Below are 16,285 nucleotides of genomic sequence, written 5' to 3' on the forward strand. Positions count from 1 at the left end.
CTGTTTTTTATCTCCAGCCACCGCCAAGTGCTTCATATAAATTTACAATACTTGTTAGTTGCTGTAACTTACTGTCTATAATACTAAGCTCTGCATTTAAAGCACTCTCTCTAGCTGTTAATAAATCTAGGTAGTTTGCGTACCCATTTTTAAGTAACTCCTCAGAATTAAGCTCTGCCCTACGTAAAGCTTCAACTTGTTTTTGTCTGTATTCGTACTTTTCAGTTTCGGCATTATAGGTATATAAAGCATTAGAAACTTCAGAACCGGCAACTAGTAAAGTCTTTTTAAATTGTAGTAAAGACTGTTCTTGTTGTGCTAAAGCAACTTCTTTTTGTGTTCTTAGCTTACGCTGATTAAAAAGAGGTTGTGTTAAGCCACCGATGATATTTGCGAAAAGCGAATTAGCATCTATTAACTGGTCTAACTCTAAACTCTGAAAACCTCCAGAAGCCGTTAGTGTTAATGATGGATAAAAACTACTTCTAGCAACATTAGTAAGTTCAAAAGACTGAATTAATCCATACTCAGCAGCCATTACATCTGGTCTGTTGCTAAGTAAGGTAGAAGGTACACCAACAGTTAAATCTGTTGCTATATCTTGTACATCTAAACTAGTTCTTTTAAAATTTTGTGGTGCTTTACCCAATAAAATACTAAGTGTATTTTCAGTTTTAAAAATAGCAGTTTCTAAATCTACTTTTAAAGCTCTAGCACTGTTGTATTGTGCTATATTCTGGTCTACTGCAACTTGCGTTACGTTACCAGCATCTTTTAAAGCTTTTATAGTTTCTACGCTACTTTCTCTTGTTTCAATAGTCTTTTTTGTAACAGCCAATTGAGCATCTAAAGCCAATAAGTTATAGTACGTATTTGCGATACTAGAAATAAGTTGCGTTTTTACTGCTTGATGTCCAGAAACACTTTGCATATAAGCAGCTTGTGTAGCTCTTTTGTTACTTCTTATTTTACCCCAAATATCTGCTTCCCAAGATAGGTTAGCTGTAATATCATATTGGTCTAAACTACCATTAAAGAAAGATCCAAACTGACTATTTTTAGAAAGCTCTTGGTGTGTTAATTTAGCACCAACATCTAAAGTAGGGAGGTAACCAGCCTTGCCTTGTTTAGCATAAGCTTCTGCAGCAGCTAATTGTTGTATTGCAATTCTAATGTCTAAATTGCTTTGCAATCCTTCATTAATATACTGCTCTAAATAATTGTCAGTAAAAATTGTTTTCCAAGACACATTTGCCATAGATATACTATCTGTAGGCAAATTGTCTGTTCTGTATAAGGCTTCAGTTTCTTTAAACTCAGTCCTTTCATAATCCTTAGCAACAAAACAACTTTGTAGTGTAAATGCAACAACTACGACAAGTGCTGTTTTGCTAATAAATTTATATTTCGTTGTAGATTTCATAATTCTTATTCTTCTGTAGTTTGAACTGCTGGTTTACCTGAAACTTTTTCTTGCAACCATTGAAATAAAATAAACAGTATTGGAATAACAAATACACCTAATATGGTACCTATTAACATACCACCTGCTGCACCGGTACCAATAGAGTTGTTCCCTTCTGCACCAACACCTTTTGCTAATGCTAATGGCATTAAACCTAAGATAAAAGCAAATGAGGTCATTAATATTGGTCTTAAACGAGATTTAGCACCATCTATAGCAGCATCTACAATAGATTCTCCTGCTTTTCTACGCTGCAGAGCAAACTCTACAATTAATATGGCATTTTTGGCGAGTAGACCAATAAGCATAATTAGGGCAATTTGAAAATAGATGTTATTTTCTAGTCCTAAGAATTTAGTACTAATATAAGCTCCAAATACACCAAATGGTAATGATAGTACTACTGCAAATGGTAACAAGTAACTCTCGTACTGTGCACTTAATAAAAAGTAAACAAATAAGATACTTAGTATAAATATAAACGTAGTTTGACTACCAGCATTTACTTCTTCACGTGTTAAACCAGAATAAGCAACTGTATAATTACTAGGTAATTTAGCAACCTCTTCTTCTATAATTCTAATAGCATCACCAGTACTAAAACCATCGTTTGTAGCTCCTGTTATTTTTGTAGAATTAAATAAGTTAAAACGAGTTACAGATTGTGGCCCATAAACACGCTCTAAGTTTACAAATTGTGTAATAGGCGTCATTTCACCCGCATCTGTTCTAACATACATGCTGTTTAAATCTTCAATAGTCGCTCTATCTTCTGGTAATGCTTGTATGTAAACTCTAAACTGTTTACCAAATCTAGAGAAATCCGATGCATACACACCACCAATATAACCTTGTAAAGTAGAGAAGATACTGCTAACAGATACTCCTTTTTCTTTAGCTAATGGTACATTTATATCCATCTCATACTGTGGGTAACTCGTATTAAATGAAGATTGTGCATACTTAATTTCTGGGTGAGACATTAAAGCCATTGCAAACTCTTTGTTTGTTTTGTCTAATTCTGTAAACTCACCTCCAAATTTATCTAATAAATTCACTTCAAAACCAGCAGAGTTACCAAAACCACGTATACTTGGTGGAGAGAAGAAAATAATATTTGCTTCTGGCATTGTGGATACCACGCCAAATAACTTACCTGTTATGGCTTGTACAGATGTAGAAGGATCTTCACGCTCTGTCCAATCTTTTAATTTAATAATACCAAAACCGTAGTTTGTACCAGCACCACTAATTAAACTTCGACCTTTAATAAAGTTAACACCAGCTATACCTTCTATACCGTTTATTTTAGAGTATAAATCTCTAGAAACAGCATCAGTTCTATCTAAAGAAGAACCAGCAGGCAATTCAATATTTGCAAATATAATACCTCTATCTTCATCTGGCACAAAACCTGTTGGTGTTGTTTGTGAAGCCCAGTAGATACCTACACCTGCAATTATTAATAATATTACAGATATAAATTTCTTCTTATATAAAAAATGAAGTGATTTACCATACCTGTCTATGGTAGCATTAAAACCACGGTTAAACAAAGTGTAAAAACGCTTTAAAGGACTTTTTCCTTTCAGCTCCTCATCATGCTTATGTTCTTTTAATAATAGTGCACATAAAGCCGGACTTAATGTTAAGGCGTTTACTGCAGAAATTAAAATGGCAATAATTAATGTAACACCAAACTGCTCATAAAATACACCAGTAGGACCTGTAATAAAGGTTACAGGAATAAATACAGCAGCCATTACTAATGTAATAGATATAATAGCACCTGAAATTTCGTTCATTGCTATAAGCGTAGCTTTTTTAGGGTTTTTAACTCCCTCATCCATTTTAGCATGGACGGCTTCTACCACCACAATGGCATCATCTACCACAATACCAATGGCCAGTACTAATGCAAATAAAGTTAATAGGTTAATAGAATACCCAAAAACATTTAAGAAAAAGAATGTACCAATAATAGATACCGGAACAGCAATTGCAGGTATTAACGTTGATCTAAAATCTTGTAAAAAGATAAATACAACTAAGAATACTAGCAAAAAGGCTTCAATAAGCGTACTAATTACTTTTTCTATAGATGCGTTTAAGAATAAACTTGTATCATAAGGAACAAAAATACTTAAGCCTTCTGGTAAGTCTGCCTCAACAGATGCTAATGTAGTTTTAATATTCTCAATAATTTCTTGAGCGTTAGAACCTTTTGTTTGGAAAATCCCCATAAAAACAGCAGGATTTCCTAAACTCATAGCGTTAGAAGAGTAAGATTGTGCATCTAGCTCAATTGTAGCAACATCATTTAAACGTAAAAATTCTCCGTTACCTAATGCTTTAATTATAATGTCTCCATATTGTTTTTGCTCTTTAAAACGGCCACTATATGTTAATGTGTAAGTAAATGCTTCACCGTTGTTTTCTCCTAAAGAACCAGCGGCTGCTTCTAAGTTTTGTTCTGCTAATGCAGCAGATATATCTGATGGTATTAAGTTGTATGCAGCTAATTTTTCTGGTTTTAACCAAATACGCATTGCATAATCTTGTTGAGAAAATACAGATACATCACCAACACCACTAATACGTTGCATTGCTGGTATAACGTTTATCTTTAGGTAATTCTGAATAAATGTAGCGTCATAATCTTCATTCTCAGAATACATAGATATAAACATTAAAGCACTAGTTTCTTGCTTTTGTGTAGTTACACCTGTTTGTATTACTTCTTGTGGTAATAAAGGATTTGCTCTTGCAACACGGTTTTGTACGTTTACAGCAGCAATATCTGCATCTATTTCCTGATTAAAATAAACTGTAATTTCTGCAGTACCGTTATTAGATGCTGTAGAGGTAATATAACTCATACCTTCTACACCGTTAATTTGCTCCTCTATTGGGATAATAACACTTTCTAATACAGTTTCTGCATTGGCTCCTGTGTATGATGCCGACACCTTAATTGTTGGTGGCGCAATATCTGGGTATTCTTCTATTGGTAAGCTTGTTATACTTATAACACCAAGCACAACAATGATAATAGAAATTACTGTTGAAAGAACGGGTCTTTCAATAAATGTTTTTAACATAACTAAATTAGTTTAGGTTTTTAGTTTTTAAATAATGTAGCTATAGGTTTAATAGCATCATCAAAAGAAGTTTCTTGTGGAGCTATTTCCATACCGGTTTTTAACTTGCCAACACCATTTGTAACAATTTTATCTTTAGCATTTATACCAGATTCTACAACATATAAATTAGCTACAGAAGCTTTCACTTTAATAATAGACGTAGTTACTTTGTTATCTTCACCTACTTTAAAAACCATAATGTTACCTTGTTGCTCGTACGTAGCTTGTTGTGGTACAACTGTTACGTTTTCAAAAACAAGAGGAATTTGTATTTTACCACTGTTACCATTAGTTACCAAAAGGTTAGGGTTGTTAAATACTGCTCTTAAACTTACAGTACCCGTCTTTGGGTTAACTTGACCTGTACTGGTTTGTATTTTTCCTTTTTCAGAATATGTACTACCGTTCGCTAATATTAAGTTTACTGCAGGATAATTGGCTAATTTCTCTTTCAAAGTTTTACCTTCTGCTTTCTCTAAAAAGTCTAAATATTGAGTTTCATTTAAGCTAAAGAATGCATATACTTTACTAATATCACTAACAGTTGTAAGAGGAGTAGGGTCACTAGGGCTAATTAATGTACCTTCTCTAAAGTTAATTGCACCAACATAACCATTTACAGGACTTTTAATTGTTGCATAGCCAATATTTGCACTTACACTGCTGTAATTAGCTTTTGCTTGTGCTAAATTTGCCTTTGCAGTCTCTAGCTGTACTGCACTAATAATGTTTTTTTCTACAAGAGGCACTAATTTATCTACCTCTACTTGGGCTACATTAATACGTGCTTTTGCCGCACCAGCATCCTGACTTAAAGATTGTGTTTCTAGTCTAAATAAAACTTGACCTTTACGTACCTTTTGCCCTTCGTCTACTAATACACTTTTAATGTATCCAGATGTTTTAGCTCTAACATCACTATTTACAATACCTTCTATAGTTGTTGGGTATTCTGTGTAACCTGTTACCGTTTTTGGTTGTAATTCTGCAACAGGAAAAGGTGCAGGTGGTGCCTGTGGAGCTTGCTGTTCTTGCTTGCTTCCACAACTTACAATGACAAGGAATACTGCCATTGGTATTAAAATTCTACTAATAGTTCTCTTTTTCATCTTGCTTTATTTTTATAGGTTAATGTTGTCTATGTCTAGTTTTGATATAGACGTAATTGCTTGGTTTAAAAATTGTATGTAATTGTTATGAAATGTTAAATCGAATTTTTCCTCTTCTAATGTTGTTTCTATATTATTAATTTCTTTTTTATAACTTCTAACTTCTTCATGTAGTTCTTTTTCTATTTCCCATTTATGAATCATTGTGCTTATATGATTCTTAATTTTGTTGGTCGTAATTACATAATATTTTTTACGATCACCTGTTTTGGTAAAATATTCTATCTCTTTTAAATCTGATAAGTAATTTAAATGTGTAGAGATGGTACTTTTACTTGCACACAATACTGAAACTAAATCTTCAAATGTTGTTCCTATTTTTCCGGTAAGGATTATATAAGCTAAAATTCTTGATGCAACGGGAGCATATCCATTATTTGCTTCTATATGTACTCCTAACTTTTCTATTAATGCACTTTTTTTTGTACAAATGTTTTTTTCCATTTGTTATATGTTTAATATTTATATTCTTTAGTAAAATCTCTTTTTGTGTAAAAAAAGAAAGTGCAAATATATAGTTGGTTCGGTGAGTACCGAACTAATCGAAGTTAATTAATTGTTAAAGCAATTATTATAATTAAATTAATAACAATCAAGGTGTTATGTTGGTTATTTGCTTAATTAAAGCATTTTTTTATACTAATTTAGCGACTTAAATAACGCTTGTTTTTTTAATTATGAACTACTGTATATGACAAAAAAGTCGCTTAAAAGAATGCTATTATTCTTTTAAGCGACTTTTTATAAAGATGATTAGAACTTGGTGTAAAAAAAAGATACGATAATTTAAGAAATCTTAAATTACCGTATCAATTCAACTAAAAATCTAACTACTATATTTTAAGAATTAATAACCAGCATTTTGATCTGCTTGTGTTAATTCTGAATTTTTTTCAATTTCTGTTTCCGGAATAGGGAACAAGTCATTTTTAGCAGTATAACCTGTGCCAGCTAATTCTGTTGCAGCTTTACCCCAACGTACTAAATCCCAGAAACGTTGTCCTTCATGAGCTAATTCTAAAAACTTTTCGTTTACAATGGCTTCAAATAAATCGTCACCAGCTAAAGATGCATCTACATTTGCTAAACCAGCTCTGTTTCTAACTTTATTTAACTCAGTTCTAGCTTGTCCGTCTTTACTGTCTTTATTATACGCTTCTGCAGCTAATAATAAAACTTCTGCATAACGGAACAGTTTATAGTTTGTACCATAATTTAATTCCTTAACACCGTCAGAACTTGTATCTTCTTCTTTTGTAGCATATTTAATTCTAATACCACCTTCGTAATCCCAAACAGCACCACCAGTTGCAAGAGATTGGTCTACACCACCACCAGCAGCTATTAATTCTGCTTCTGTCATAACAGTAGCTACTTTTCTTTCTGTGTCGCCAGCAGCATCAAAAGCGTTCATTAATTTTGCAGTTGGTAGGTTAAAACCCCAACCGTTTATTAAACCTATAGTAGAAACATCAAAAATACCGTCTCCACGTGGGCCCATTAACTGTATATGTATGTTGTTCTCGTTTCTACCTCCCCAGGCAAAGTTACCCCAGTCTCTTCCGGTAGTAGAAATAAAACCAATTTCGAATAAAGATTCTGGTCCAAATTCGTGATTAATACTCCACACATCTTCTGGATTTGTAGCTAAATCGTGAGCTGGATTAGCAATTACATCTTCGAAAAAAGGAATTGCTTCGCCATGTTTACCTTCAAAAACTAATACTTTACCCATTAGTGCTTGTGCAGCACCTTTAGAAGCTCTAAAGTTATCTGCTAATGCAGATTTATCTTTTAAACCAGCAATTGCATCTGTTAAGTCTAACTTTATTTGGGTATAAATATCTGCTCTAGAAGATTTAGCAATTCCAAATTCTGTAGCAGAAGCAGGTATTGTTAATCTTAAAGGAATATCACCAAACATAGTTGTAAGCTCAAAATAAGACCAAGCTCTTAAAAACTTAGCTTCAGCTAAAGCTTCTTCTTTGTTGCTTAATTCACTATCCTTAATGTTTTCTATAACTAAGTTTGATAAAGAAATTGTTCTGTAAAACAAATCCCAAACGCTTCTTATAGATTGGTTAGATGTAGATACGTTAGCGTAATCATCTATATCTTGCAATTGTGGTTGATCATCACTGTTACCACCAGCGGCATTCATATCATCTCCAGGTAATTGCTTTACCAAAAATGCACTGTTCCAATCTACAGAGTAGTTGTGTTGCATTAGATCATATATACCCACAACAGCAGCATCTACATTTTCTTCTTCAAGAAAAAATGTTGCTAGGTCTTCACCATCCTCACGCGGATTGGTTGTAAAATCTTCACTACATGAAGTAACTCCTCCTATTAATAGGATAGTTACCATTGTTACTATAATTTTTTTCATAATAATATATCTATTTTATTAAAAGTCTAATGAAATACCAAAAACAGTTTTAGCAGCTGTAGGATAAAAACCTCTGTCTACACCAATAGAGTTATAGCTAAAGTTTCCAATTTCTGGATCTAAACCTTTGTAATCTGTAAATGTAAAGTAGTCGTCTAGAGATACATACATTCTTAAATTGTTAATGCGTAGTTTTTCTGCAATTTTCTTAGGTAATGTATACCCAACTTGTATTTGCTTAATTCTCATATAAGAACCGTCTTCTACCATTAAATCTGTATCGTAAGAATCTATAACATTAGCTGCTCCTGGAAAAGTAGCAACATCACCAGGTTGTGTCCATCTTTCGTTATAGAAATGTACTGGTTTGTTAGTTATAGGTCTAGAAGGTTGGTGGTACGTAGCAAAAATATCGTTACCAATAGTACCTTGAAACTGTACATTAAAATCAATAGCTTTGTATCCTAAAGCAATGTTACCACCAAACAATACATCTGGGTGAGGAGAGCCTACATTAACTTTATCTGCATTATTTATGATGTTATCACCATTAGTATCTACCTTAATAACTTCACCAGTTGCAGTATCTATACCATTAGTTTCGTAACCGTAAAAGTACCAAGAAGGTTGCCCTTGTGTAAAACGTGTAACACCATCTGGATTCTGTTGTGCACCAGCACCAATTATAGATGCACCTTCTGGTACAAATAAAATTTCTGTTACTTCATTTTTTAGGGTTGATAAGTTAGCGTTAATATCATACCTAAAACCACTACTAGTTGTATCTCCGTAGCCTAGTTCAAATTCCCAACCTTTGTTTTCTATAGTACCAGCGTTAAATTCGTTAGACTGAAAACCAGCAGAACCAGGAGTAATTAAACTACCATCATTAACAATAGCATCTCTTGTAGTCTTTTTGTAATAATCTACAGATAAGGTTAATCTGTTTTCAAAAGCTCTAAAATCTGCACCAAAATCTAACTGTTCAGATGTTTCCCAAACTAAATTAGGGTTAGAGTAACCAGAAATCTGTGCTCCTGTTAAACCTTCGTAGTTTATACCTGTACCGTTAATTGCTCTAATAACATACGTTTTGTCAGAGTTACCAATAAGGTTACTTCTACTCCCGTTTTGTCCCCAACTAGCTCTTAATTTAGCATAGTTTATTTTAGAATCTTCTTTCCAGAAATCTTCTTTAGATAATAACCAACCTGCAGAAAAAGCAGGGAAAGTACCAGCCTTATTAGCACTTGGGAATTTATCAGATCTATCTCTTCTTATAGATGTTTCAAATAAATATTTACCCGCAAAATCATAAGATAACCTACCGTACATAGAAACCATATTATCAGGGGCAGGTAAAATATCCTTAACTTCTACAGTGTAACCAGGTAAGTCTAAATCGAATCCAGTAAATTGATCTATGTCTACAGAACCATTTCTAGATAATGTTGTTTTAAATCTTGTTTGCTCAGCAGAATAACCAGCTAATAACGTAAAATTATGGTCGTTGATAGACTTAGTGTATGTTGCAAAGTTTTCCCACAACCACTTTTTAGTTTCGTACTTAGTTTGTGATGTCGTGTATTTAGTATTTGAAGCTTCAGAAGAAACGTAATACGGATTTACATTGTTTCTTACTTCAGTTTCTCCATTTTCATATCCAAATCTAGATGTAAAAGAGAATCCTTCAAATAAATTAAATTTTAAATAAGCAGAACCTAAAAACTGATTTGTATCTGTAATAGTTTTATTAATACTGTTCGCAAATGCTACAGGGTTAATTACCTCACCAGTAGAATAACTTGGATATCCATATACATTACCATTACTATCTGTTAATAATGGTACATTGTTATTTGCCGCCTTATCTATTACAGATTGTGGTACTGCACCATTAGCATAAGTAGCAGGAGTTAATGGGTCTATAATTAACATATTTTGTATAACACCTCTAGTGTCACTGTTTTCTTGTATACCGTTTTTGTCTGTAATAGAGTAGGTAGCATTTACGCCAGCTTCTAGCCATTTAGTTACATCTACTTTTACGTTAGCTCTAAATGTAGAACGCTCAAAAGAAGAATTTCCTTTACCTACAATACCATCTTGGTTTAAGTTAGATGCAGACATATAGTAAGATAATTTTTCTGTTGCTCCAGAAAGGTTAACATCATTTCTAAACATAAAAGCATCGTTAAATGTTTCGTCTATCCAATCTGTATCATAACCGTTATTAACAACATTGGCTTGTCCTGCTTCGTTCATATACTTTACAAACTGATCAGCATTCATTAAATCCATTTTGGTTTTAACTGTTTGTATTGCTATTTGTGTGTTAAAGCCAACTTTTAAACCACCAATTTTACCTTTTTTAGTTGTAATAATTACAACACCATTTGCACCTTCTGTACCATATATTGCAGCAGAAGCAGCATCTTTTAAAATTTCTAAATTAGCAATGTCTCCAGGAGCTATATCTACTATAGAAGAAGTTTTCATACCATCTACTATATATAAAGGATCTGAGTTACCACTAGAACCAGCACCTCTAATTCTAATTTTTGCTCCAGAACCTGGCGCACCAGAAGAAGAAGAAACACTAACACCAGAAGTTCTACCTTGTAATACTTGTTCTACTCTTTGACCAGATGCGCTTTTAATGTCTTCGCTATCTATGCTAGAGATGGCACCAGTTACTAAGCTCTTTTTCTTAGAACCGTAACCTACAATAACAACTTCGTCAAGGGCTTGTGCGTCCTCTTTTAGTGTTACGTTTATTGTTGTTTTGCTACCAATAAGAATTGTCTGAGCTACCATACTTATATAGGTAAACTCTAGTTTGTCCGTAGCCTTAGTGTTTTCAATAGTATAGTTACCATCAAAATCTGTACTGGTACCATTAGTGGTTCCAGATACAAGAACAGTTACGCCACCTAGCGGAATACCGCTTTGGTCTGTAACAACTCCGCTTACAGTTTTTGTCTGCGAGAATGCTGCTTGTGTAAAGATAATTACCAGTGTAGCAATCACGTATTTTAACCTTATTATCATATTAAAAAGTTTAAGTTAGTAAATTAGTTTTTTGTGAGTTATAATTGTTTAGTTTTTAGTTTTAATTCGTTTTTGGGTTGTTTGTCATAGGCTTTCTTCATTAATTATATAGTTATTCTAGTTGTTACGTTTTGTAAAAAGTTATTGTTTATATTATGTAAGTAATAATAAAAACGAGGAGTGCAATTATTGCTGCTATTAAGCCAATTTCTACGATGCGTCTCCATCTGGAATAGTTAATCTTCATAGTTCCAAATATATATAAAGAACCCTGCTAGTTGGTAAAACATATAAAGCGTTTATGACAGGATTTGCAGCAATATGCAGTAATACCAGGTATTTGCAACATTTGTAGCATTGTATGCAACATACCTTTTAGTAGCGGGGAGTTTGTTGTGGTGCTGTAGTACTATGGTTATAGTAATTTGTGTGTTTGTGGGTACTAAATATCTTAATTCTTTTGTAGTTAAAACTAATTATGAAATACAGAATACATGAAAACGATGTCTATGCTTCTGTGGTTTTAGTTGTATTTGTAAGATATATGAAGCTCTTTACAACACACCCTTACGAGGTAATTAAGTAGTAGTATTGTACCATAAAAAGAATTGTAATAACCTTTGTATTAGACGTAAATATGTATTGTATTTAGTACCTGTATTGATTAAAGAAAAGTAATTGATTAAATAGGCTTAAGTTAACTTTAGAACTAGGAGTCTGTTGGTTTAATATCTGTGGGTAGCAGGTCAAAATAGTTTTTAAAACACTTTGTAAAGTAAGATGGAGAAGAGAACCCTACTTTATAAGATACCTCACTAATATTTGTGTTACCCATTTCTATAATTTGTTTCGCTTTTTGTAAACGTATATTTCTTAAGAACTCAATTGCCGTTTGGTTGGTAAGTGCTTTTATTTTTCTGTAAAACTGACTTCTACTCAAGTTTAATTCATATGCTAATGACTCTACATTTAGGTCCGGATCTCCTATGTTCTCATTAATGTATACAAGTACTTTTTGTATAAACTCTTTATCTAAAGAAGTTGTATTTATATTTTTAGGCACATCATTTATTAAACTAAAATATTTATTAAAAATGAGTTGTCTACTGGTTATGAGTTGCGAAACTCTTAATTTAAGTAATCGCATATCAAAAGGTTTAACCATATAGGCATCTGCGCCTTTTTCTATGCCCTCTATACGGTCGTCTATCCTAGCTTTTGCAGTAAGCATTAGTAGTGGTATATGGCTTGTCTTTAGGTCATTTTTAATGCTTTCACAGAACTTATAGCCATTCATTTCTGGCATAATAATATCTGTAATTATAACATCGGGCAAAGCTTCTTTTGCAATTTTTAAACCTTCTAATCCATTTACTGCGGTTAATACTCTATACAAATGTTTTAGTTCGTTTTTTAGATAATTTCTTAGTTCAGTATTGTCTTCAACTATTAGGAGCGAGTGTAGATTAGAGCTGTTTTCTATCTCTAAAGTATCCATTTGGGTGTCTATTTCTTCTGAAGAAAAGCGTTCTTGTTTAGCGTTAATACTAACGGCATCTTGTAAAATTTCATCTTCGGAGAAATGAGATTTACCTGCAGGGAGTATAATTTTAAACTTTGTGCCTTTACCAACAATACTATTAACCTCTACTTTACCTTTGTGTAGTTGTACAAAACTTTTTACAACCTCTAAGCCAATACCTGTGCCATCATAATATGTTTTGTTAAGGTTGTCTACTTGGTAAAAGCGCTCAAAAATTCGTTTTACTTGTTCTTTTTTTAATCCGGGACCAGTATCAGAAATCGTAATTTTAATTGCACTAACTGGCCTGGTGGTATTAACAAGCGGTAGTATTGCTAGTGTACTTTTTGGTTCTAATTTAATTTTTATAGCTCCTCCATTAGGAGTAACCTTCATTGCATTAGATAAAATATTAAATATTATTTTTTCTAATTTGTTCTCATCCGCCCAGATAGCTAAATCTTCTATAGTAGAGCTAACCCATAAATTAATGTTTTTAGAATTTGCTTCTTCTTTAAAATGACTTGCAATTTCCTTAGTAAAAGCAATAAGGTTAAGTTCTCTTACTTTAATATTTATTTTGTTAAGTTCTAATTTTCTAAAATCTAAAAGCTCATTTATTAATCGGTAAAGTCTATCTGTGTTTTTATGTATTATGTTTAGTTTTTCTTTAGTACGAGCAGGTAAACTAATAGTACTATCGTTAATAATATCTTCTAATGGATTTAAAATAAGTGTTAAAGGTGTTCTAAATTCGTGAGAGATATTTGTAAAAAACTGAAATTTTTTCTCGTCTAAATCTTTTTCTTGCAGTCTTTTATCCCTTTCATTATTAATAAGCTGTTTCTCTTTTATTCTGCTTTGTGTCATTTTATTTAAAATGTACACACCCAAAAGAAAAAGAATAACATAGGCCAATAGTGCCCAAATGTTTTTCCACCAAGGGGGCAATATTGTAATTTTTAATTCCAACGGATCTTCATTCCAAACGCCATCATTATTAGATGCTTTTAGTTTAAAAACATAATTGCCAGCATCTAAATTTGTGTAAGTAGCATTTCTGGTATTACCAACATAGTTCCAGTTTTTCTCGTATCCTTCTAAATAATAAGCATATTCATTTTTTTCTGGCCTTGTGTAGTTAATACCAGAATATTCTATTGTAAAAACAGACTGTTTGCTGCTTAATGTTAAGCTATCTGTTTCTGATATAACTTTTTTTAAGGGCGATTTAGCTTGTATTGGGGTAACCTTTTTATTAAAAAGTTTAAAATCTGTTAGGTAAATAGAAGTTAGTGTTTTGTTGGTTTGTATATTTTTAGGATTAAAATAATCTACACCCTTATAATTACCAAAATACAGTTTTCCTTCACTGTCTTTATAGGTTGCATTTATATTAAAGTCGTTAGATAATAAACCGTCGTTACTTGTGTAATTAGTAATGCTATTATCTTTTTCTATAATTTTAGAGATACCTGCGTTACCTGTAACCCAAATGTTACCATCTGTACATTCTATAATTCCAGATACATTTTCTTCGGTTAAACCATTAAATTTATTATACCATTTAAAGCTATCTTCTGCTACATTGTATTTGCACAGACCTGCACCTTTAGTGCCAATCCATATACTTCCTTTGCTGTCTTCATGTAGTGTTAAAATATGGCTAGCACTTGCTTGGTTTTTGTATTCTTTAGACATCCTAGCAGACATTGGAGTGACAATAAAATTACCATTGTTTGTTTTTTTAACTCTAAATAACCCTAAAGTTGTACCAAGCCAAATATTATCTTCATGATCTATTAAAACTTTCCAGATATCACTAATAGTAATATCATTTTTTACAAAAATTTCTGTATTATGATGCGTAATTTTTTTAGTTTTTGGGTTGTAGGAATGTAAACCTCTATAAAACGATCCTATCCAAATAGTTCCTTCAGAATCTTCATCTATACTAAGAACGGTGTTAGAACTTAAATTACCATTGGTGTTTTCTATGTTAAAGTGAGTAAACTTAGTTTCTCCTTTTCTTAACATGTATATACCATTATCCCAACTAGTCGCCCAGATATTTTCTTTGCTATCTATAAAAATAGCTTCTATATAATCACTGGTAAGCCCAGAATAAGTGCTATTTTCTTTTAAATTTATATGAGTAAATTTATTTGTTTTAGGATCTAGCACATCTATACCACCACCATCCATACTAATCCAAAGTTTGCCCTGACTATCTTGAGAAATGCCCGTTACAGAACCAATTTGAAGCGAATTTTGAGTGTTATTTAAACTTTCTATGTTTTTAAATTTATCATACAACTTATCATAAACAGCAACACCAGAATTGTAATAACCCATCCAGATTCTTTCATTCTTATCAAGAAATAAAGACCAAATAGAGTTGTATAGAATACTTTTTTCATCAGTCTTACTAGAAAGATATCTTTTTATAATACTGCCATTAGAGTTTAAATGAAAAAGGCCGTTGTTCTCTGAGCCTAACATAATGGTGTTGTCTGGTAGCTGAATAATAGAAAAAATCTTGTTATCAGAAATTGAAAAGTGATATGTATTTAGTAGATTATCAATTTTATATAGTCCGTTACCAATTGTACCCACCCAAATGTTATTTTTTTTATCAACCATTAAAGATTGTATGGGATGTTTAAGGGCAGACGAGTTATCATCTGTATTTAGTAAAGATTGCTTTAAAGTATTTGTGTTAGAATCAAACTCTTGTAAACCAATGCTTGTGCCTGCGTAAATTTTATTGTTGTTATCAAGCCGTAGCGCATAAATGCTAATAGGGATATATTTGTATTGATTTTGTATTTTTTTAGCCTCTAGGGTTTCTAAATTTAATTTAAACAATCCCTGCTCATAGGTGCCAATAAATAGATTTCCTTTTTTATCGCCCTCTAAACTACGTATAGATATGTTTTTACTATTATCTTTTTCTTCTGTAGTAAGGTGTATTTTTTTAAATTGATCGGTATCTCTATCATATACGTTTAAGCCTTCTTCAGTGCCAAACCAGAGTCTATTGCTTTTGTCTAAATAAGAGCAATAAACCAAACTACTACTTATAGATGTAGAGTCGTTTAAAATGTGCTTGTAATATGTGTAATCTATGCCATCGTAACGGTATAGGCCAACACCATTAGTACCCATCCACATAAATCCGTGATGATCTTGTACAATTGTAGATACACCAACCTTAGAGATGCCTTCTTTAATACTTACAAAATTATATTCTTTAGATAAATCTTGAGAAAAGACAGTATTAGAGATTAGGTATAAGAAGATAATAAGCAATACTTTTCTCATAAAAAGCGCATGGTTTTTTGCCTGTACAATTTATAAATTAAAATCTAGTTAGAGAAGAAAATGAACTAATTGCTTAAATTAATGTTAATTTAAGTTGAAATTAGCTATAAAATGTAAGTAGATTTTGTTTTAAAAAGGTATAAATAAGCTAAACTAAATTATGAGATAATGGTATTTTAACAAGGGTACTAATCTCTTTGGTACCCTTGTTAAAATTGG

Annotated in this window: 7 protein-coding genes; all 7 read right to left on the bottom strand. The window is 32.3% G+C overall.

Annotation, left to right across the window (positions count from 1 at the left end; genetic code table 11):
• Positions 1-7: 7 nt before the first annotated feature.
• The 7 genes from M4I21_RS05740 to M4I21_RS05770 all read right to left on the bottom strand — a co-directional run bounded on the left by M4I21_RS05740 (position 8) and on the right by M4I21_RS05770 (position 16,066).
• The gene (locus M4I21_RS05740; RefSeq protein ID WP_249558163.1) at positions 8-1,423 is read right to left on the bottom strand and encodes a TolC family protein; all 1,416 of its coding nucleotides are present in this window, start codon (positions 1,421-1,423) and stop codon (positions 8-10) included.
• 5 nt (positions 1,424-1,428) lie between these two features.
• Positions 1,429-4,566 carry an efflux RND transporter permease subunit gene (locus M4I21_RS05745; protein WP_249558164.1) on the bottom strand — a complete coding sequence of 1,046 codons (3,138 nt, stop codon included), beginning with the start codon at positions 4,564-4,566 and terminating at the stop codon, positions 1,429-1,431.
• Positions 4,567-4,586: 20 nt separating this feature from the next.
• On the bottom strand, positions 4,587-5,717 hold the full coding sequence (locus tag M4I21_RS05750; protein WP_249558165.1) for an efflux RND transporter periplasmic adaptor subunit: 1,131 nt from the start codon (positions 5,715-5,717) through the stop codon (positions 4,587-4,589).
• Positions 5,718-5,729: 12 nt separating this feature from the next.
• Positions 5,730-6,221, bottom strand: coding sequence for a GbsR/MarR family transcriptional regulator (locus M4I21_RS05755; RefSeq protein WP_249558166.1), 492 nt, complete (start codon positions 6,219-6,221; stop codon positions 5,730-5,732).
• Between the two features lie 403 nt (positions 6,222-6,624).
• Positions 6,625-8,169 (bottom strand): RagB/SusD family nutrient uptake outer membrane protein, encoded by a 1,545-nt coding sequence (locus M4I21_RS05760; RefSeq protein ID WP_249558167.1) that lies wholly within the window; start codon positions 8,167-8,169, stop codon positions 6,625-6,627.
• 18 nt (positions 8,170-8,187) lie between these two features.
• Positions 8,188-11,220: a SusC/RagA family TonB-linked outer membrane protein gene (locus M4I21_RS05765; protein ID WP_249558168.1), complete on the bottom strand. Its 3,033-nt coding sequence runs from the start codon at positions 11,218-11,220 to the stop codon at positions 8,188-8,190.
• Positions 11,221-11,929: 709 nt separating this feature from the next.
• Positions 11,930-16,066, bottom strand: a complete 4,137-nt coding sequence (locus M4I21_RS05770) for a two-component regulator propeller domain-containing protein (protein ID WP_249558169.1) — start codon at positions 16,064-16,066, stop codon at positions 11,930-11,932.
• Positions 16,067-16,285 lie beyond the last annotated feature (219 nt).

It is taken from the genome of Cellulophaga sp. 20_2_10 (genome assembly GCF_023476645.1).
Taxonomy (GTDB): Bacteria; Bacteroidota; Bacteroidia; order Flavobacteriales; family Flavobacteriaceae; genus Cellulophaga.